Source organism: Cellulosimicrobium sp. E-16, assembly GCF_049913115.1.
Classification (GTDB): Bacteria; Actinomycetota; Actinomycetes; order Actinomycetales; family Cellulomonadaceae; genus Cellulosimicrobium.
Map to the genome: position 1 here is coordinate 2,693,935 of NZ_CP183974.1, position 20,297 is coordinate 2,714,231.

Genomic DNA, 20,297 nt, shown 5'->3' on the forward strand with positions numbered 1-20,297 from the left:
CTCCACACCCGGAGGGAGGGCCGAGGCGGCCCGCGCGGACGTGACGGACGTTCGGCCCTCGCGCGATCCGGGCATCCGGGGTCGAATAGGGGCATGGGATCCGCGCCGGACGCTGCACCGACCCCCGCCTCGACGGTCTCCTCGACGTCCGCCGGCACCGCCGAGCGGCCGCTCGACGCGCCGTGGTCACGCCCGCCCGACGACGTCCTGGCCGAGCTCGGCACGGACGCGGGCGGGCTCTCGAACGCCGACGCCGCGGCGCGCCTCGCGGACGTGGGACCCAACCGGTTGCCGCCGCCGCAGCGCGACCCGCTGTGGAAGCGGATCCTCGTGCACTTCGACGACGTGCTCATCTACATCCTGCTCGTCTCGGCGGTGCTCAAGGCGATCCTCGGCGACTGGGTCGACTTCACGGTCATCCTCGCGGTCGCGGTCATCAACGCGGCGATCGGGTTCATCCAGGAGGGTCGCGCGGAGAGCGCGCTGGAGGGCATCCGCAACATGCTCTCGGTCAACGCGGAGGTGCGCCGCGACGGCGCGTGGGCGCGCGTGGACGCCGACGACGTCGTGCCGGGCGACGTGGTGCGCGTGCGCTCGGGCGACCGCGTGCCCGCGGACGTGCGGCTGATCCAGGCGACGAACCTGCGCGTCGAGGAGTCGGCGCTCACCGGAGAGTCCGTCGCCGCGGCGAAGAAGGTCGACGCCGTCGGTGCGGACGCGGGCGTGGGCGACCGGTCGAGCATGCTCTTCTCGAGCACGCTGGTGGCCGCGGGCCAGGGCGTCGGGGTCGTCACCGCGACGGGGACGGCGACGGAGATCGGCCGGATCCAGACCATGATCTCCGAGGTCCGCAGCCTCGCCACGCCGCTCACGCGCCAGCTCGACCGCTTCGGCAAGCTCCTCGCGGTGCTCATCCTCGCGATGGCCGTCGTCATGGTGATCATCGGCCGCGTCTTCCACGACTTCACCGTCCCGGAGCTGATCTCGGCGTCGATCGGCTTCGCGGTCGCCGCGGTGCCCGAGGGACTGCCCGCGCTCGTGACGATCACGCTCGCGCTCGGCGTGCAGCAGATGGCCCGCCGCCGCGCGATCACGCGCAAGCTCCCCGCGGTCGAGACGCTCGGGTCGGTGACCACGATCTGCTCCGACAAGACGGGCACGCTCACCAAGAACGAGATGACGGCGCGCACGGTCCGCACGAGCGGGCGCACGTTCGCCGTCGCGGGCGCGGGGTACGCCCCGGTCGGCGACGTCACGCTCGACGAGACCGACGGCGAGCGGCACGCGGACCTCGCGGGCGACCGGGACCTCGCGGCCCTGGCGACCGTCATGATGCTCTGCAACGACGCGCGGATCGTCCCCGACGAGTCGGACGCCGACGGGTGGCGGCTCGTCGGCGAGCCGACCGAGGGCGCGCTGCGCACGCTCGGCATGAAGGCCGGCGTCGACCCCACGGGGTGGTGGCGCGTCGCCGTCGTGCCGTTCGAGTCCGAGAACAAGTTCATGGCGACGCTCGACGCCGACCCGGACGGCGGCCTGCACGTGCACGTCAAGGGCGCGCCGGACCGCGTGCTCGACCGGTGCGCGACCCAGGTGGGCGAGGACGGCGGCACCGAGCCGCTCGACCGTGCGTTCTGGGACGCGCAGATCGACGCGCTCGGCGGGCGCGGCCTGCGCGTGCTCGCCGCGGCCCGGCGGACCGCGGTCGCAGGCACGGACGACCTCGACGTCGACGACGTCGCGGACGGGCTCGAGCTGTGCGGGCTCGTCGGGATCGTCGACCCGCCGCGACCCGAGGCGATCGAGGCCATCGCCGAGTGCCGCGACGCGGGCATCCGCGTGAAGATGATCACGGGCGACCACGCGGGCACGGCCCTCGCGATCGGCCGCGAGATGGGCATCGTGGACCCCCACGACGGGACCGGCGAGAACGTCGCGCCCGCCGTGCTCACCGGCCCCGAGCTCGAGGAGATGAGCACGGAGAGGCTGCGCCAGGTCGTGCGCGACGTCGACGTGTACGCGCGCACGAGCCCCGAGCACAAGATCCGGATCGTCTCCGCGCTCCAGTCGCACGGCGAGGTCGTCGCCATGACGGGCGACGGGGTGAACGACGCCCCGGCCCTCACCCAGGCGGACGTCGGTGTCGCGATGGGCATCAAGGGCACGGAGGCGACCAAGGAGGCCGCGGAGGTCGTGCTCGCGGACGACAACTTCGCGACCATCGAGCGCGCGGTGAAGGAGGGGCGGCGGATCTACGACAACATCCGCAAGTCCTTGCTCTTCCTCCTGCCGACCAACGGCGCGCAGTCGCTCGTCATCCTCGTCGCGGTCCTGTTCGGCCTCACGCTGCCGCTCCAGCCGGTCCAGGTCCTGTGGATCAACATGATCACCGCCGTCACGCTGTCGCTCGCGCTCGCGTACGAGAAGGCGGAGCCCGACGTCATGCGCCGCGCCCCGCGCGACCCCAAGGCGTCGATCCTCGACGGCGCGTACGTGCGGCGCATCCTGCTCGTCTCGCTCCTCATCGGCGGCGCGACGATCCTGCTGTTCTACGTCGAGCGGGCCCAGGGCGTCCCGATCGCCGAGGCCCAGACGACGGCCGTGACGATGCTCGCGCTCGGCCAGCTCGCGTACCTGTTCAACTGCCGGTTCCTCGACCGGTCGAGCCTCACGCTCGACGTCCTCCGCGGCAACCGGGTGATCTGGATCTCGGCCGTGACGCTCCTCGCCCTCCAGGCCGTGTTCGTCTACGCGCCGTTCATGCACTCCTGGTTCGACTCGGCCCCCATCGACGTCGTCGAGTGGGGCAAGACGCTCGGGCTCGCGCTCGTCGTCTTCCTGCTCGTCGAGGTGATCAAGTGGGTCGGCCGACGCTGGACCGCGCGCGACCACGTGCCCGCGCTCGTCGAGCGCCCGGACGCCGGTCGGCGCGCCGGCCTGGGGTGAGGCGAGCGAACACCACCCGCCGCTGCACCTCATAGCTCGTCGCGAAGAGGGCCGCGTCGGTGCCGACCTTCGCCGCGAGGAGCGGCACGCCGAGCCCGGTCAGGAGCGCGAGCAGCCCGTAGCTCGCCGCGAGCAGCACGACCGCGAGCGCCGCGTACCGCACGACGGCGGCGCGCAGCGGGACGTCGCGCCCGCCCGCGAACACGAGGCGACGGTTGACGGCGAAGTTCGCGCCCGCGCTGAGCAGGCGCGCGCCCACCACGGCCGCGAGGAGCGACCCGGTGAGCGCCTGAAGCACGAGCAGCCCGACGACGTCGACCGCGGCCGACCCCAGCGACGACGCGGCGAACCGCAGCAGCGGTGCCCACACGCGCAGCGAGTCGGCGACGGGCCGGAAGTGGGAGGACGCGTTGTCGTCGAGGTAGACCGTCGCCACGTCCACCTCGACGATCCGGCGGCCCGCGCGGGTCGCGCCGAGGAGCGCGCGCAGCTCGTACTCGTACCGGTCGCCGCGCACGGCGAGCAGGTCGTCCAGCAGGCCCGGTCCATAGGCGCGCAGCCCGGTCTGCGTGTCGCGCACGCGCGTTCCGGTCGCCGCCGCGAACGCCCAGCGCGTCGCCGTGTTGCCCACGCGGCTGCGCAGCGGGACGCCGCCCGCGAAGCGTCGCGCGCCGAGCACGACGGCGTCGGGCTCGCTCTGCGACCGCGCCGCCACGCGGAGCACGTCGAGGACCGTGTGCTGCCCGTCCGCGTCGGCGCACACGACGCCGTGGCCGGGCAACCGGTCGCGCACCCACCGGACGCCGGTGCGCAGCGCGTGGCCCTTCCCGCGGTTCACCGGCACCGCGAGCACGACAGCACCCAGCGCCCGCACCGCGCGGAACACTCCCCCGCACCGCCGGTCGCTGCCGTCGTCGACCACCACGACCGGCAGCCCGGGGACCGCGGCGCGCAGCGCGTCGACGAGGGCGACGAGGCGCGCGTCCGGCTGGTACGCGGGGACCACGACGGCGGTCCGGACGGCCTCCGCGCCGGGCCGGGTCACAGGCGCGTGCGTGGTCGCCGCCGCCATCACGCACCGTCCGCGACGTAGAGGACGTCGGACGTGCCGCGCTCGCGACCCTGCGACGGGCTGTTGACGACCTCGCCGTCGAAGTACAGGGTCGAGGACCCGCCGCCGTCGATGTTGTACGCGGTCGTCGCGCCGAGGTCCTGCATGATCCTGGCGAGCTCCGTCATGGTCACGCCGCGGGAGTAGCCCTCCTGGCGGCCGTCCACGACGACGAGGACGAGGTGGTTCGCGTCGACCACCCCGACCGCCGTGCGCGGCTGCTCCCCCTGGATCGAGTGGTTCCCGACGTTCGTGTCGACCTCGACGTCGTCGATCCCGGCCACGACCTCGCCGTCCTCGACGAGGGCGGGCCCGAACGACAGCGTGTTCCACACGCCGGCGTCGACGAGGCTCTGCGCGTCGGTCGTCGTCTCGTCGTAGACCTCGACGTGGCCGTCGCGGTAGAGGGCGAGGCCCTCGCGCGCGCCGTCGTCCCGGTACACGACGCCGTTGCGGACGACGATGCCGGTGTCGCGGAACCCGTAGTAGTCGCCGTTGATCGCGAGGACGGCGTCGTGGTCGGCCGCGATGTCGGACGTCGTCTCCGTGATGTTCGTGCCGAACGCGTCCTGCGCGAACGCGGAGCGCAGGTCCGTCATGTCGGAGAGCACGACGTCGGCCACGTAGTACGTCACGGTGTCGGCGCCCGAGCCGGTGGTCACCTGGGTGACCGTGATGCTCGTGCCGTCCGACGTGTAGGTGTCGCCGTCGACGGTCGCGGCGCCCGTGGCGGTGCCGGCCGAGGTGCCCGCGCTGTCGTCCGCCGTGGTGCCGTGGTCCGACGTCCCGTCCGCGTCGGAGCTCTGGGACGCCTCGTACGCCGTCACGTCGGCGATCTCGACGTGCTCGACGACGAACCGGTCCAGCGCCCAGGCCGTCGCGCCTCCCAGCGGGAGCAGCACGGCGAGGGTCACGACGAGCGCGACGCGCCATCGTCGTCGGCGCGGGCGCAGGACAGCGGGCGGGTCGTGCGGGGGTGGGGTCGGGGTGCTCATGGTCCGTGTCTACGGAGCAGGCGTGTGCCGCCCGGGTGGCGTGGCTGTTCGTCGGCTGTGAGGGGGTCCGCCCACCGCTCGGAGACGCCCCCGTGACGGACGTCTCACTCGGTCGGCTTGCCTCCGGGGATACCCCCCGGGGTATCGTCGAGCCATGATCCCCTCGACCTCCGGCCTGACGACCCGCCCGTCCGACCCCGACGGCCCGCGCCGCATCGTCGTCGTCGGGGGCGTCGCGGGCGGCATGAGCGCCGCCGCGCGCGCCCGCCGCCTCGACGAGCACGCGTCGATCGTCGTGCTCGAGCAGTCCGACCACGTCTCGTTCGCGGGCTGTGGCCTGCCGTACCAGGTGTCGGGCGAGATCGCGGACCGCGACGCCCTCCTGCTGCACTCCCCCGCGTCGCTGCGCGCGAGCCTCGACCTGGACGTCCGGACCCGGCACCGCGTCACGGCGATCGACCGGACCGCGCGAACGGTCACCGTCACGACCGAGGACGGGGCCTACGAGCTCGCCTACGACGCGCTCCTGCTCGCGCCGGGCGCGACCACCGTGCTCCCGCCGGTCGCGGGTCTCGACCTCCCGGCGGTGCACACGCTGCGGACGATCGCCGACCTCGACGCGCTCGCCGAGCGGCTCGCAGGCCTCGAGGCCGAGGTCGCGGCGGGGCGCACCGCCCCGGTGCGGGCCGTCGTCGTCGGGGCGGGGTTCATCGGGCTCGAGGCCGTGGAGGCGCTCGTCACCCGAGGGCTTTCCGTCGACGTCGTCGAGCGCGCCGACCAGCTGCTCCCGCCGCTCGAGCCGGACCTCGCGCCACTCCTCGCGGACGAGCTGCGCGACCACGGGGTCGGGCTCCACCTCGGGACGTCCGCGACCGCCGTCGTGCCCCGGCCCGCCGGCGCGGACCACGCCGTCGCGCTCGAGCTCGCCGACGGCACGCTGCTCGACGCCGACGTCGTGCTCGTGAGCGTCGGTGTGCGGCCCGCGAGCGACCTCGCCGCGGCCGCAGGGCTCGCGCTCGGCGAGCGCGGCGCGATCCGCGTCGACGCCGACCAGCGCACGTCCGACCCGCACGTGTGGGCCGTCGGCGACGCCGTCGAGGTCGTGCACGCGGTGACCGGCGCGACGGGTCCCGTCCCGCTCGCCGGCCCGGCCAACCGCCAGGGCCGGCGCGCTGCGGACGCGATGCTGGGCCACCGGACGACGCCCCAGGCGCCCGTGCTCGGCACCGCGATCGTCCGCGTGTTCGGGCTCACCGCCGCGGTCACGGGGCCGAGCCACGCGACCCTGACGGCCGCCGGCTTGGCGCACGAGCAGGTCCGGGTCCACGCCGCCCACCACGCGGGGTGGTTCGCCGGGGCGGAGCCGGTGCACGTGACGGCGAGCTTCGCGCCCGACGGCCGCCTGCTCGGCGCGCAGGCCGTGGGCCGCGCCGGGGTGGACAAGCGCGTCGACGTGCTCGCGACGGCGCTGCGCGCCGGCCTCACGGCCGACGACCTCGCCGAGCTCGAGCTCGCGTACGCCCCGCCCTACGGCGCGGCCAAGGACGTCGTGAACATGCTGGGGTTCGTCGCGCAGAACGTGCTCGACGGCACGATGCCGCAGTGGCACGCGGCCGACCTCGACGAGGTCGTCGCGACGTCGCTCGTGCTCGACGTCCGGTCGCGCGCCGAGCACGCGGGCGGCCACCTCGACGGAGCCCTCAACGTGCCGCACACCGAGCTGCGTGCGCGGCTCGACGAGGTGCGCGCCGCCGCCGAGGGCCGCCCCGTCGCCGTGCACTGCGCGAGCGGCGTCCGTTCCTACCTCGCCACCCGTGTCCTGCTCGCCGCCGGGCTCGACGCGCGCAACCTCTCCGGCGGCTGGCTCACCCTGACCACCACGCCGCGCGCCGCGCGCGCCCTCGAAGGAGTCCCCGCATGATCGACCGCCTCCGCCGCCTGTTCTCCCGCTCGTCCGACGACGGCGGCGTGCGCCCGAGCGTCGACGCCGCCACGGCCGTGCAGCTCGTCCGCGACGGCGCGACGCTGCTCGACGTGCGCGAGCGCGACGAGTGGCGCGCCGGGCACGCGCCCCAGGCCGTGCACGTGCCGCTCGCCGACGTCCCGTCGGCCGCGCCCCGGCGCCTCCAGGACGGCGCGACCGTCGTCGTGGTGTGCGCGTCCGGGATGCGCTCGCGCACCGCGGCCCGCCGGCTCCGGTCGCTCGGCTACGCCGCGACGAGCCTGTCCGGCGGGCTCGGCGCGTGGCAGGCCGCGGGCGGAGCCGTGCGACGCTGATCCTGCACGACCCGCGCCCCGGGTCCTCCCCGACCGCGCACCGAGCCCCGCCCCGCCCCGCCCCGAGACCGAACCCGCCCCCACCCGAGGAGACACACCGTGTGCAGTCCCGCCCTGTGCCGCACGTGCGGCAAGACCACCTGGACCGGCTGCGGCATGCACGCCGACGAGGTCATGGCCGAGGTGCCGCCCGAGCAGCGCTGCACCTGCGCCTGACGGCGACCCACCGAGACGAACCACCGAGACGAACCACCCCGACGAACGCAGGAGAACGACCGTGGAGCTCGACCGCACCGACATGGACAAGGTCGTCAACCGGCTCAAGCGCGCCCAGGGCCAGCTCGCGGCCGTCGTGCGCATGATCGACGAGGGGCGGGACTGCGAGGACGTCGTCACGCAGCTCTCCGCCGTGTCGCGCGCGCTCGACCGCGCGGGCTTCGCGATCATCGCGTCCGGCATGCGCCAGTGCCTCACCGAGCCGGCCGAGGACGGCGAGGACCCGACGCTCGACGTGGCGAAGCTCGAGAAGCTGTTCCTCTCGCTCGCCTGAGCGCCGGTCCCCGGTCGTCTCACAGGTCGGCCCCCGTGCGTCCACCCTCAGGTGGACCCACGGGGGCCGAGGCGTTGCCGGTCGCTCGTCAGCCGCCCGCAGGCCGCCCCGCGGGCGCCGCGGCGGCGTCCATCGCGTCCTGCGCCTCGGCGCCGACGGGCGCCGCGAACTGGCTCTCGTACAGCCGCGCGTACGCGCCACCCGCCGCGAGCAGCTCGTCGTGCGAGCCCTGCTCGACGATCGACCCCTGCTCCATGACGAGGATCGTGTCCGCGTCGCGGATCGTCGACAGGCGGTGTGCGATGACGAACGACGTGCGCCCCTCGCGCAGCGCGTTCATCGCCTGCTGGACCAGCACCTCGGTGCGCGTGTCGACCGAGCTCGTCGCCTCGTCGAGCACGAGGATGGCCGGGTCGGCGAGGAACGCGCGCGCGATCGTGAGGAGCTGCTTCTCCCCCGCGCTCACGCTCGAGCCCTCGTCGTCGATCACCGTCGCGTACCCGTCGGGCAGCGTGCGCACGAACGGGTCGACGTGCGTCGCACGCGTCGCCGCGAGGAACTCCTCCTCGCCCACGTCCCGCCCGTCGCGCACGCCGTAGCGCAGGTTCTCCTCGATCGTGCCCTTGAAGAGCCACGTGTCCTGGAGCACCATCCCGATGTCGGAGCGCAGGTCGTCGCGCGTCATGGCGCGCGTGTCCACGCCGTCGAGCGTGATCCGGCCCGAGTCCACGTCGTAGAACCGCATGAGCAGGTTGACGAGCGTGGTCTTGCCCGCGCCCGTCGGCCCGACGATCGCGATCGTCTGGCCGGGCTCGACGACGAGGTCGAGGTGCTCGATGAGCGGCGTGTCGGGGCTGTAGGAGAACGACACGTCGTCGAACGCGACGCGGCCGCGCACCGGGTCGACCGTCTCCGCGGGCGACGGGTCCGGCGTCTGCTCCTCGGCGTCGAGCAGGTCGTAGACCCGCTCGGCCGACGCGACGCCCGACTGGAGCAGGTTCATCATCGACGCGATCTGCGTGATGGGCTGCGTGAACTGGCGCGAGTACTGGATGAACGCCTGCACGTCGCCGAGCGTCATGGTGCCCGACGCGACGCGCAGCCCGCCGACCACCGCGACGATCACGTAGTTGAGGTTCGCGATGAACCCCATCGCCGGCTGGATGGTGCCGGAGATGAACTGTGCCTTGAAGCTCGCGTCGTACAGGTCGCCGTTCTCGCGCTCGAAGTCGTCGATCGCGGCCTGCTGGTGGCCGTAGACCTTGACCAGCGTGTGCCCCGTGTACATCTCCTCGATGTGGGCGTTGAGGCGTCCCGTGGCCGCCCACTGCTGGATGAACTGCGGCTGCGAGCGCTTGGCGATCTGCGCCGTGATGATCACGGACAGCGGCACCGTCACGAGCGCGACCACCGCGAGCAGCGGCGAGATCCAGAACATCACGCCGAGCACGCCCACCACGGTGAGGACCGACGTCACGAGCTGCGAGAGCGTCTGCGTGAGCGTCTGGGAGATGTTGTCGATGTCGTTCGTCACGCGCGAGAGGATCTCGCCGCGCGGGTTGCGGTCGAAGTACGACAGCGGGAGGCGCCCGAGCTTGGTCTGCACCTCGCCGCGCAGCCGGTAGACGGTGCGCTGCACGACGATCGCCGTGATGCGCCCCTGCAGCCACCCGAACAGGAACGAGCCGACGTAGACCGCGAGCACCCACGCGAGCACGGTCGCGAGCGCCGTGAAGTCGATGCCCTCGCCGGGGACGAGGCCGGGGACGCCCGAGACGAGATCCGCGACCTGGTCCTGCCCCTGGGCGCGCAGCGCGTCGACGGCCTGGGCCTGCGTCACGCCCGCCGGGAGCTGGGACCCGACGACGCCCGCGAAGATGATGTTCGTCGCGTTGCCCAGGAGCTTGGGGCCGGCGACCGCGAGCGCCACCGAGACGACGCCGAGGATCACGACGGCGACGATCGGCACGCGCTCGGGCCGCAGCGACGCGGCGAACCGGCGCAGGGAGCCCTTGAAGTCGAGCGCCTTCTCACCGGGCACGCCCATGCCGCCCATCGGGCCGTGCCCCCCGCCGCCGCGGGGACGCCCGGCGAGCCGGGTCCGGGCGACGTCGCCACCCTTCGCGGTGGGCGTGTCGGAGCCGGGCGCGGCGTCGGGCGCGGGGATGTCCCGGCCCGACGGCGCGGGCGTGCGCGAGGCGTCCTGCTCGCCGCTCATGCTGCCTCCTCGATCGAGAGCTGGGAGTAGACGATCTCCTGGTAGGTCTCGTTGGACTCGAGGAGCTCGGCGTGCGTGCCGCGGCCGACGATGCGGCCGTGGTCGAGCACGAGGATCTGGTCGGCGCCGCGGATCGTCGCGACGCGCTGCGCGACGACGATCACCGTGGAGTGCCGCGTGCGGGGCGCGAGGGCAGCGCGCAGGCGCGCGTCGGTCGCGTAGTCGAGCGCGGAGAACGAGTCGTCGAACAGGTAGACCGCGGGGTCGCGCACGATCGCGCGGGCGATGGCGAGCCGCTGGCGCTGGCCGCCGGAGAAGTTCGTCCCGCCCTGCGCGACGGGCGCGTCGAGCCCGCCGTCGAGCGCCTCGACGAAGTCGCGGGCCTGGGCGACGTCGAGCGCCTCCCACATCTGCTCCTCGGTCGCGTCGGGCCGCCCGTACCGGAGGTTGTCCGCGACGGTCCCCGAGAACAGGTAGGCCTTCTGGGGCACGAGGCCCAGGAGCGAGCCGAGGTCCGCGCCCGTGAGGTCGCGCACGTCGGTCCCGTCGATCCGCACGGAGCCGCCCGTGACGTCGAACAGCCGCGGCACGAGGTTGAGCAGCGTCGTCTTGCCGGAGCCGGTCGAGCCGATGATCGCCGTGGTCTGCCCGGGCTCGGCGACGAACGACACGTCGTGCAGCACCGGGTCCTCGGCGCCCGGGTAGCGGAACTCGACGCCGTCGAGCTCGACGCGCCCGGTGCGCGAGGTGAGGGCCACGGGCCGCTCCGGCTCGACGACCGTGGCGGTCGTGCGCAGGACGTCCGTGATGCGCTCGGCGGAGACGGCCGCGCGCGGCACCATCATGAACATCATCGTCGACATCATCACGGCCATGAGGATGTACATGAGGTAGGACAGGAACGCGGTGAGCGCACCGACCTCCATGTCGCCCGCGTCGATCTGGCGCCCGCCGAACCACAGCACCGCGATGCTCGACGCGTTCATGACGAGCATGACGGTCGGGAACATGAGCGCCATGAGCTTGCCCGCCTTGAGCGAGACGTCGAACAGCGCGTCGTTCGCGACGTCGAACCGCTCGGCCTCGCGCCGCTCGCGCACGAACGCCCGGATCACGCGGATGCCCGTGATCTGCTCGCGCAGGACGGCGTTGATGCCGTCGATCTTCTTCTGCATCTGCCGGAAGTACGGGACCATCCGCCAGATGATGAGCCCGACGCTCACGCCGAGCACGGGCACGATGACGAGCAGGAGGGCGGAGAGCTCGACGTTCTCCTGGAGCGCCATCACCACGCCGCCGACCAGCATGATCGGCGCCATGACCATGATGGTCAGCGACAGCAGCACGAGCATCTGCACCTGTTGCACGTCGTTCGTGGTGCGCGTGATGAGGGACGGCGCACCGAACTGGCCCATCTCCTGGGCGGAGAAGCGCTGCACGTTGGTGAACAGCCCGGCGCGCACGTCGCGGCCGAACGACATCGCGACCCGCGCGCCGAAGTAGACGGCCGCGATCGCGCACACGACCTGGCCCAGGCTCACGAGGAGCATGAGGCCGCCGGTGCGCATGATGTACGCGGTGTCACCCTGCGTGACGCCCTGGTCGATGATGTCGGCGTTGAGGCTCGGCAGGTACAACGACGCGAGCGTCGCGACGAGCTGGAGCCCGAGGAGGATGAGGATCGGAGTCAGGTAGGGACGCAACCGCGTCCGCAAGAGGCTGACAAGCATGGGGTTCCTGTCCGGGTGGGGGCTACGGGACGGGCGGTCGGGCCGCAGGGGCGCCCAGGGCGCCGGGGATCGAGCCGGGGACGGAGCCGGGCGAGGGCTGCCGCAGGGCGTGGTGGCGGGGCCCGTCAGGGCGAGGGGTCGGTGGTGACGTCCGCTCCGATGCCGCCCAGGATCAGGTCGGCGAGCTGCACGGCGTCGAGCCTGTCACCGCCAGACAGGTGCGGCAAGGCGTTTCCGAAGACGAGGGAGAAGACGGCGCGCGCCGCGAGGCCGGGCTCCACGCGCAGCTCCGCGCGGTGGGCGGCGAGCTTGCGCTCGATCGCGCCGACGATCTCGCGCGCGGAGCGCTCGCGCGCGTCGAAACCCGCCCGGCGGGCGTCCGGGCCGTCCCCGGCCCGCATACGGCGTACCGCCTCGGCGCGGTCCGCGGTCGTGCGGTCGGGCACCGCGTCGTGGGGGCCGTGGCCACGCCCGGCGGAGTGGCGGTGCGGGTCGAGCACCTGGTGCGCGGCGGCGAAGATCCGCATGCCGACCCGCTGCGCCTCGAGCAGGAACTCGACGATGCTCACCACGAGCGGGCGCAGACCGTCGTCGTCCGGGAGCATGCGGATCGCCGCGACCGCCGGCGCCGGGTCGAGCGAGCGCACGACGGCGGCGTGCAGGATCTCGTCCTTGTCCGCGAACGCGCGGAACAGCGTGCCCTCCGCGACGCCCGCGGCGTCGGCGATCTGGCGCGTCGTCACGGCCGCGCCGTGCTCGACGAGCAGCGGGATCGTCGCGGCGGCGATCGCGTCGCGGCGCTCCTCGCGCGACAGCGGACGGGCGCGCGTGCGCTCGGGGGCAGGCGCGTCGGGAGGCGCGTCGTGCGGGACGGAGACCGGTGTCACGACGTCGAGGCTAACTGAGTGAGCACTCACTCTCAACGCGATCTGCTGACGGCGGAACGACGGGTCCCGCACCGGCGTCCCGCGACGCGCGAGAGCCCCGCACCCAGGACGGGGCGGGGCTCTGCGGTACGGAACGGCATCAGCCGCGCGTCACCGGGGCCGTGGCGGCGACACGACGGGGTGTCGCGGTGCCGCCGGCCGCGCGACGTCGACCACGGAGGTCAGCGGTGCGGCGGGAACGACGGCGGCGGCTCGTCGGCGGGCGGCTCGTCCGCCTCGGGCGCGTCCTCGACGGGCGGCGGCGGAGGCGGCGCGTACTGCGAGGGGCCGCCCAGCGGGCGCGGCGTCGCGGCGCCAGGCTCCGGCGGGCCTGCGCGGTGCTCGCCGGAGCCGCCCGGGTGCTGGCCGCGCTCCGTCTGCGGGTCGAACGGGAGACCGGACCGCGTCCCCGCGCTCGTGGCGTCCGCGGTGGCCGCCTCGGCCTGGCGGCGCGCCTCGGCCAGCGCCTCCGACGGATCGGTGAGCGACGGCACGCCGAACTTCACGCGGTCGCGCTCGCGCTCGCGGCGCGCCTCGGCGCTCGCCTCGGCCGCCTCCGCGTCCTGGGCGGGCGTCCCGCTCGGCACTCCCCCGCCGTCGATCCCCGGCACGCCGCCGAAGCCCTTGGCGATGGACCCGAGCGCGGCCGTGAACTCCGTCGGCACGACCCACAGCTTGCTCGCGCTGCCGTTCGCGATCTGCGGGAGCATCTGGAGGTACTGGTACGCGAGCAGCTTGGGGTCGGCGTCGCCCTCGTGGATGGCGTCGAACACCTGGAGGATCGCGCGCGCCTCGCCCTCCGCGGTGAGGATCTTCGACTGCGCGTCGCCCTCGGCCCGGAGGATCGCCGCCTGCTTCTCGCCCTCGGCCGTGAGGATCTGCGACTGCTTGACGCCCTCCGCGGTGAGGATGGCCGCGCGGCGGTCACGCTCGGCGCGCATCTGCTGCTCCATGGAGCCCTGCACGCTGGGCGGCGGGTCGATCGACTTGAGCTCGACGCGGTTGACACGGATGCCCCAGCGGCCGGTCGCCTCGTCGAGGACGCCACGGAGCTGGCCGTTGATCTGGTCACGGCTCGTGAGCGTCTGCTCGAGGTCCATCGAGCCGATGACGTTGCGCAGCGTCGTGACGGTGAGCTGCTCGATCGCCGTGATGTAGTTCGCGATCTCGTAGACCGCCGACTTGGGCTCCGTGACCTGGAAGTAGATCACCGTGTCGATGCTGACCACGAGGTTGTCCGACGTGATCACGGGCTGCGGCGGGAAGGAGACGACCTGCTCGCGCAGGTCGACCGAGGCGCGCACGCGGTCGATGAACGGCACCAGCAGGTGCAGGCCCGGTTCGAGCGTGCGCGAGTACCGGCCCAGGCGCTCGACGATGATCGCGACCGCCTGCGGCACGATGCGCACCGCCTTGACGAGCGCGACGATCACGAAGATCAGGATCAGCGCGAGGACGACGTACGCGAGGATCGTTCCGGGACTGGGGTCGTTCATCGACTACCTCCTGGTCGTCGGCGCGACCGGTCGCCCGGCGGCGCGGTGCGGGTCGTGCCGGTCGGTCACGACCCGGTCGGGTGCTGCGCGGGCAGCGGCGCGACGACGGCCGTCGCGCCGTCGATCCGCACGACGCGCACCTCCGTCCCCACGGGGATCTGGGGAGCGTCGGGCTCGGTCCGCGCGGTCCAGACCTCGCCGACGAGCTTCACGCGGCCGCCGAACTCGCTCACGCGGTCGACGGCGAGCGCCGTGCGGCCGACGTGGGCGGCGACGTTCGTCTCCGTGAGCGGGACCCGCGACCGCAGGTGGCGCAGGAGCCACGGCCGGAGGGTGAGCAGCAGGACGGCGCTCACGACCGCGAACGCCACGATCTGGAGCCACAGCGGCCCACCGGCAGCGTTGACGCCGGCCGCGGCGAGCGAGCCGCCGGCCAGCATGATGAGCACGAGGTCGAGCGAGATGATCTCCACGAGAGCAAGGAGAAGCGCCGCTCCGACCCACCACAGCCAGTCCATCTCGACCCCCGTTCCCACGTGCGCGCTTTACGTGTACTTTACCGAATTTCCGCCCGCAGTGCACGCATCTCGACGCACCTGGTCGAGGACGGTTGCGTCACACCCGCGCGGCGCGCGCCATCCAGCGCCCGCCACCGTGCGCGACGAGGAGCGGCATGCCGAACGCGTCGCTGAGGTTCTCGGCCGTGAGGACCTCCTCGACCGGGCCGGCCGTGTGCACGACGCCGTCCTTGAGCAGGAGCAGGTGCGTGAACCCCGGCGGGATCTCCTCGACGTGGTGCGTGACGAGGACGAGCACCGGGGACGCCGGGTCGCCTGCGAGCTCGGACAGCGCGCCGACGAGCTCCTCGCGCCCGCCGAGGTCCAGGCCCGCGGCCGGCTCGTCAAGGAGCAGGAGCTCGGGGTCGGTCATGAGCGACCGTGCGATCTGGGTGCGCTTGCGCTCGCCCTCGGAGAGGGTGCCGAACAGGCGGTCCGCCAGGTGGTCGACGCCGAACGCGGCGAGCAGGTCGCTCGCACGCTCCGCGTCGAACTCCTCGTACTCCTCGCGCCACCGGCCCGTGACGCCGTACGCGGCCGTGAGCACGACGTCGCGCACCGTCTCGTCTCCGGGGATCTGCTCCGCGAGGGCCGCGGACGCGAGCCCGATGCGCGGCCGGAGCTCGAAGACGTCGACGCGGCCCATCCGCTCGCCCAGGATGTCGGCGGTGCCCGCCGTGGGGTGCATCCGCGCGGACGCGACCTGCAGGAGCGTCGTCTTGCCGGCGCCGTTGCGGCCCAGCACGACCCACCGCTCGCCCTCGTTCACCTGCCAGTCCACCGCGTCGAGGATGGTCTTGGGGTGACGTCGGACGGTGACGCCCTTCAGGTCGAGAACCGCGCTCATGGTCACCGACCCTATAGGTTGGCCGTCGTGGTCTCACACTCGTCCGAGGGTCCGCACGACGCCTCCGGTCCCGGTCCCGGACCCGGCTCTGCCTCGAGCGCAGGTGCCCTCCCTCGCAGCGCGCTCCTCGCGCTCTGGCTGCGCGCGGTGCGCCTCGGCGACGACGACGGTCTGGCCGGCCTGCTCCGCGCGGTGCAGCGCGACGACGAGCCGCACGTCGTGTCCGGGGCGCTGGGCGACCTCCGCCTGGAGGACCTGGCCGGCGCGTGGGCCGGCGACGCGCGCGAGGTCGTCGCGCTCGCCCCCGTCCCCGGCGACGTCACCGGCGTCCCGCCGGAGGCCGCGGCCCGCGCGACCGACGCCGGCGAGTGCGTCGTCGTCACGACGTCGTCCGGATCGTGGGCGCTCGTGCCCGAGGTCACGGAGTTCGGCAGCGACCTCGAGCCGGGCCACCTCGTCACCTGGCACGTGACCTCGGTCGGTCCGTGGAGCACGCGCGTCCTCGGCGCCCTCGGCTCGCTCGCCGAGGCCGAGCGCGACCTGCGCACCGCCCTGCTCCTCGCGACCCGTGCCCTCGACGAGCTCGACGTCGCGCGCTGGCGCGACGACGCCGCCGGGGCCATCGCCGACCTGCGCGCGGGCGGCGCCCCGACCTGGCAGCTCCCCGCGACCGTGCCACCGCGCGGCGTCCAGGTGCTGACCCAGGCCGTCCGCCTGCGCGCCATCGTCGACCTCGCCACCGCCGACGACGGCGGTTCCGTCAACCTCTGGCAGGCCGACCAGCGCTCCACCGCCCTCCGCGAGGTCGACCGCGCCTCCCGCCACGCCGTCGGCGCCGCCACCCTCTGGATCGCCGCGTCCTGACCCGGCCACCGGCTGCCCCGCGACGACGTCGCCCCCCACCCCCTCAAACGCGCGAGATCGACCCGTGCGCCGCGAGGTCGACCTCCCGAGGGTCGATCTCGAACGCTCGGGTCGATCTCGCACGCGGGGAATGGTCTCGCACACGGCTTGGTCTCGAACAGGTGGCGGGGCGCCCTGTGCTCGACGACGTCCCCTCGGTCCCCCGCTGTCCCCTCCGACACAGGGCTGCGGGGTGGGTGGTGGCGCCGGTCGGAGACGGCGGCCGCAGCCGTGGAGTGTGACCACGGCCCGGGGGCGCATCAGTCGGAGAGGTTGTCGGTGACGAGGCGAGACCGGGCCTCGTAGACGCGCAGCGGGTCGGCGGCGCTGGTAGTGGCGGCGGTACCGGTGACGTCGGTCCAGGTGGGGGTGCCGGTGATGCGGAACTGCCCGGACCAGGTCGTGGTGAGCGTGATCTGGACCTGGTCGGCGGGCTGGTCGTAGGTGTGCGCGATGGTGTGGTGAGGGTAGGCCGCTCCTGGATCGGTCGTGGTGAGCGGGTTGGCACCGTCGCCGTAGTCCCACGCGTAGGACCGCGGGGTGGCGCGGATCTGCACGGGGATGCCGAGCAGGGTCGTGTCCAGGGTCTGGGTCCCGGGCTGGGTGTAGGTGATGGTGGGGACATTGACCAGGGTCCACCCGTCGGGGGGCTGCACGACGATCGGTGACGGCGCGATAGCGAGCGTCGCGAACGCGCGCTCGGCCTCTCCGGCGAGGTCGGCTGGCGTGACACACGACTGGTCCGCGACGGGCTCGCCGGACGCGGACCACGCACCCGGTGTTCCGTCGGCGCCGATCTCGCGGGTTTGGCGGTACAGCGCGCCCAGGTAGTACGAGTCCGCCTCGCACTCGAGTCGTTCTCCCTCCAAGAGTCTCTCGGAGTCTGCACACCCCTGCGACAGGTCCGACGTCGGGTCGTCCAGCCCGTCGAAAAGATCGCACAACTTCTGCGTGGAGCGGAAGTACCGTTCCGTCGCGGGACCTCCTGCGGAGGGGGCGACCTCGTGGGTCCCTCCCGCAGCCGTGTCCTGCCAGGCCTCGACGCTGATCTCTTGGCCAGATGCCTGTTCTCGGTGGCCGAACCCGCCCGGGGGATCATCAGGCGCAGCGTTCAGGAAAGTAGCGGGGCGTGCCGACATCACCAGTTCGAACGACGGCCGATGCAGGTGGCCGGTGCCCCTGGCTACCCCAAGGCCGTCGGTCAGAAGGATAGCGAGCGCGAGAGACGTGCCGAGACGATTCATCAGGCGCCCACCTCGGACAGAGGAACGACCTCGACGATCACCCAAGCACCCGCGCTTCGTCCGACCTCCACTCGGACATCGAGGACATCGTTGTCCACTTGTTCGACGGTCTCACCTGCCTCGTCGACCACCAAGATCGACTCTTGGGTCGATCGCAAGTCGACCGGGAAGATGCCAGTCGCCTCGTCCCGCGAGTAGACGTGCAGCACCTCCGTCGTCGTGGCTCCACCAGTAAAGACCGACCGGGTCTCGAGGAGCCATTTGGCGTTCTCGAGGCTGCCGGAGCAGTAGCCGCATTCGGCATGGGACATGGACTCCCACTCGGCGGTGTCGCCGGTCGCCATGACGTAGGGGTACAGCTCGAGGAAGTACTCCGCAGCAGCGGCGGCACCCTCGGCGTCGTCGCGCTCCATCGCCGCGGGACGTTCAGGCTTCACCGGCCCGGACTCGGTCGGCGTGGGCTCGGGCGACTCGGACGGCGACGGCACGGCCGGCTCCTCGACCGACGGCGACGGACCGGGGTCGCCGCCACCGGCGCACCCGGCGACCACCCACCCCACGGCAAGAACGGCACCCACGGCGAGCGACCGCCGTCGGGCACGGGACAGCACACGAGAACGACGCACGAGACCCCCTGCAGATCGATGCGAACCACCGCACGCCACGTCCATGAGGCGCGCGGGCTGCCCAGCAACCTAGCGAAACCACGCGCCGGGCGAAACCCGCACGTCCCGCCTTGTGGACAACGCGCCGTCCGCCCCGGGGCGGCTCAGGAGCCCGACGTCACGTACGCGTCGAGGTGCGCGAGCGACGACGCCATCCCTTCGGCGTGGTCCTCCGGCGAGATGCCCGACGGCACGCCCGTGGCGCGGACGGTGACGCGCGCGCCGTCTCCGGCGGGCTCGACGGTCCAGGTCATCGTCATGGTCCCGGCGAACGCCGGGTCGTCGGACGGGAAGTCGACCTCCTGCACGACGCTCCGGCCGGGCACGAGGTCGACGATCGCGACGTCGACGATGTCGGTGCCCTCGCCTGCCTTGCCGGGGTCGGCCTGCGGGTCGTCGTAGGCGAGGACCATGCGGTAGCTACCGCCGGGACGCAGGTCGAAGCGCTCGAAGCGACCGGTCATGCCCTCTGGAGGGAGCCACGCGACGAGCGCGTCCTCGTCGACGAGGGCCCGATAGACGGCGCTGGGCGCGGCGGCGACGAGGCGCGTCGCCTCGTCGACCCGGTCGCTCCCCGCGGTGGTCACGACTGCCCCAGCACCGTCTGGTAGACCTCGAGCGTGCGCTCGCCGATCGCGTCCCACGCGAAGTGGTCCTCGACGCGCTGCCGCGCGGCGCGGCCCATCGCGGCGGCGCGCTCGGGGTCGCTCACGACCTGGGTCAGGGCGGCTGCGAGGTCCGCGACGAAGCGGTCGGGGTCGAGCGGGGTGCCCGTGCCGTCGTCCGCCTGGTCGATCGGGACGAGGAGGCCCGTGACGCCGTCGTCCACGACCTCGGGGATGCCGCCGGTCGCGGTCCCGACGACGGGCAGCCCGACGGCCATGGCCTCGAGGTTGACGATGCCGAGCGGCTCGTACACCGACGGGCACACGAACACGGTGGACGCGGCGAGCACGGCGACGAGCTCGGCGCGCGGGAGCATCTGCTCGATCCAGACGACGCCGCTGCGCTCCTTCTGGAGCTCGGCGACGGCGCCGCTCACCTCGGCGGCGATCTCCGGCGTGTCGGGCGCGCCGGCGCACAGCACGAGCTGGACGTCGTCGGGCAGCGAGCGCGCGGCGCGCAGCAGGTAGGGAAGACCCTTCTGGCGCGTGATCCGGCCGACGAACACCACGGCCGGGCGGTCGGGGTCGATGCCCAGACGACGGACGACCCCGTCGGCGCCACCGCGCTGCGTCTCCGACTCCGGACGCCGCCAGCCGTCGAGGTCGATGCCGTTGTGCACGACGTGCACCTTCGCGGGGTCGACCTGCGGGTAGACGCGCAGGATGTCGTCGCGCATCCCGCCGGACACCGCGACGATCCCGGCCGCGCCCTCGTACGCGGTGCGCTCGGCCCAGGACGACAGCGCGTACCCGCCACCGAGCTGCTCGGCCTTCCACGGGCGCAGCGGCTCGAGCGAGTGCGCGGAGAGCACGTGCGGCACGCCGTGCAGCAGGCCGGCCAGGTGGCCGCCGAGGTTGGCGTACCAGGTGTGGGAGTGCACGAGGTCGGTGCCCGCGACGTCGTCGGCCATCTGGAGGTCGACGCCGAACGTGCCGAGCGCGGCGTTCGCCCCCGAGAGGACGTCCGGGACCGAGTAGCCGGTCACGCCGTCCTCGCCGCGCGGGCCGTCGAAGCAGCGCACCCGCACGTCCACGTGGCGGCGCAGGACCGCGGACAGCTCGGCGACGTGCACGCCGGCGCCGCCGTAGACGTGCGGCGGGTACTCACGGGTCAGCAGGTCCACTCTCACGCGCCACACCGTAGCCGAGTACCCCGCCGCGGTCCCG

At 73.4% G+C, this 20,297-nt stretch carries 17 protein-coding genes; 5 read left to right on the forward strand and 12 right to left on the reverse strand.

What is annotated here, in order from left to right:
• Positions 1–93: 93 nt before the first annotated feature.
• On the forward strand, positions 94–2,946 hold the full coding sequence (locus tag ACN9MS_RS11945) for a cation-translocating P-type ATPase (protein ID WP_426308812.1): 2,853 nt from the start codon (positions 94–96) through the stop codon (positions 2,944–2,946).
• Here the strand turns inward: ACN9MS_RS11945 and ACN9MS_RS11950 are convergent.
• A complete protein-coding gene (locus tag ACN9MS_RS11950; RefSeq protein WP_426308813.1) occupies positions 2,855–3,991 on the reverse strand; it encodes a glycosyltransferase in 1,137 nt (378 codons plus the stop codon). The two genes, ACN9MS_RS11945 and ACN9MS_RS11950, sit on opposite strands and share 92 nt — an antisense overlap.
• A gap of 26 nt (positions 3,992–4,017) precedes the next feature.
• On the reverse strand, positions 4,018–5,052 hold the full coding sequence (locus ACN9MS_RS11955) for a phosphodiester glycosidase family protein (protein WP_426308814.1): 1,035 nt from the start codon (positions 5,050–5,052) through the stop codon (positions 4,018–4,020).
• Between the two features lie 154 nt (positions 5,053–5,206).
• Here ACN9MS_RS11955 and ACN9MS_RS11960 point away from each other — a divergent pair, with 154 nt between their 5' ends.
• The 3 genes from ACN9MS_RS11960 (at position 5,207) to ACN9MS_RS11970 (ending at position 7,879) form a co-directional block, all read left to right on the forward strand.
• A complete protein-coding gene (locus ACN9MS_RS11960; RefSeq protein WP_426308815.1) occupies positions 5,207–6,973 on the forward strand; it encodes an FAD-dependent oxidoreductase in 1,767 nt (588 codons plus the stop codon).
• Positions 6,970–7,329, forward strand: a complete 360-nt coding sequence (locus tag ACN9MS_RS11965; protein WP_426308816.1) for a rhodanese-like domain-containing protein — start codon at positions 6,970–6,972, stop codon at positions 7,327–7,329. The genes ACN9MS_RS11960 and ACN9MS_RS11965 overlap by 4 nt, the downstream gene beginning before the upstream one ends.
• Positions 7,330–7,606: 277 nt before the next feature.
• Entirely contained in the window at positions 7,607–7,879 is a 273-nt protein-coding gene (locus ACN9MS_RS11970; protein WP_047233132.1) for a metal-sensitive transcriptional regulator, read from the forward strand.
• Positions 7,880–7,967: 88 nt separating this feature from the next.
• Here ACN9MS_RS11970 and ACN9MS_RS11975 read toward each other — a convergent pair whose 3' ends face one another.
• The 6 genes from ACN9MS_RS11975 to ACN9MS_RS12000 form a co-directional block, all read right to left on the reverse strand.
• Entirely contained in the window at positions 7,968–10,097 is a 2,130-nt protein-coding gene (locus ACN9MS_RS11975; RefSeq protein WP_426308817.1) for an ABC transporter ATP-binding protein, read from the reverse strand.
• Complete coding sequence (locus ACN9MS_RS11980) at positions 10,094–11,827, reverse strand: ABC transporter ATP-binding protein (RefSeq protein ID WP_426308818.1); 1,734 nt, start codon at positions 11,825–11,827, stop codon at positions 10,094–10,096. Before ACN9MS_RS11980 ends, ACN9MS_RS11975 begins: the two co-directional genes overlap by 4 nt.
• A 125-nt stretch (positions 11,828–11,952) precedes the next feature.
• Positions 11,953–12,714, reverse strand: a complete 762-nt coding sequence (locus tag ACN9MS_RS11985) for a TetR/AcrR family transcriptional regulator (protein WP_426308819.1) — start codon at positions 12,712–12,714, stop codon at positions 11,953–11,955.
• A gap of 221 nt (positions 12,715–12,935) precedes the next feature.
• The gene (locus ACN9MS_RS11990) at positions 12,936–14,249 is read right to left on the reverse strand and encodes an SPFH domain-containing protein (protein ID WP_426308820.1); all 1,314 of its coding nucleotides are present in this window, start codon (positions 14,247–14,249) and stop codon (positions 12,936–12,938) included.
• 65 nt (positions 14,250–14,314) lie between these two features.
• Complete coding sequence (locus ACN9MS_RS11995) at positions 14,315–14,785, reverse strand: NfeD family protein (RefSeq protein ID WP_308202250.1); 471 nt, start codon at positions 14,783–14,785, stop codon at positions 14,315–14,317.
• Positions 14,786–14,864: 79 nt separating this feature from the next.
• Positions 14,865–15,653 carry an ABC transporter ATP-binding protein gene (locus tag ACN9MS_RS12000; protein WP_378232213.1) on the reverse strand — a complete coding sequence of 263 codons (789 nt, stop codon included), beginning with the start codon at positions 15,651–15,653 and terminating at the stop codon, positions 14,865–14,867.
• A 27-nt stretch (positions 15,654–15,680) separates the two neighbouring features.
• Between ACN9MS_RS12000 and ACN9MS_RS12005 the strand changes: the two genes are divergently transcribed.
• Complete coding sequence (locus ACN9MS_RS12005) at positions 15,681–16,517, forward strand: hypothetical protein (RefSeq protein ID WP_426308821.1); 837 nt, start codon at positions 15,681–15,683, stop codon at positions 16,515–16,517.
• Between the two features lie 299 nt (positions 16,518–16,816).
• Here the strand turns inward: ACN9MS_RS12005 and ACN9MS_RS12010 are convergent, their stop codons facing one another.
• From ACN9MS_RS12010 to glgA, 4 genes are all read right to left on the reverse strand, one after another.
• Positions 16,817–17,800 carry a hypothetical protein gene (locus ACN9MS_RS12010; RefSeq protein WP_426308822.1) on the reverse strand — a complete coding sequence of 328 codons (984 nt, stop codon included), beginning with the start codon at positions 17,798–17,800 and terminating at the stop codon, positions 16,817–16,819.
• On the reverse strand, positions 17,800–18,288 hold the full coding sequence (locus ACN9MS_RS12015; RefSeq protein ID WP_426308823.1) for a DUF6318 family protein: 489 nt from the start codon (positions 18,286–18,288) through the stop codon (positions 17,800–17,802). Before ACN9MS_RS12015 ends, ACN9MS_RS12010 begins: the two co-directional genes overlap by 1 nt.
• A 281-nt stretch (positions 18,289–18,569) precedes the next feature.
• Positions 18,570–19,052, reverse strand: coding sequence for an SRPBCC domain-containing protein (locus tag ACN9MS_RS12020; protein ID WP_426308824.1), 483 nt, complete (start codon positions 19,050–19,052; stop codon positions 18,570–18,572).
• Complete coding sequence (gene glgA / locus ACN9MS_RS12025; protein WP_426308825.1) at positions 19,049–20,260, reverse strand: glycogen synthase; 1,212 nt, start codon at positions 20,258–20,260, stop codon at positions 19,049–19,051. Before glgA ends, ACN9MS_RS12020 begins: the two co-directional genes overlap by 4 nt.
• Positions 20,261–20,297: the final 37 nt, after the last annotated feature.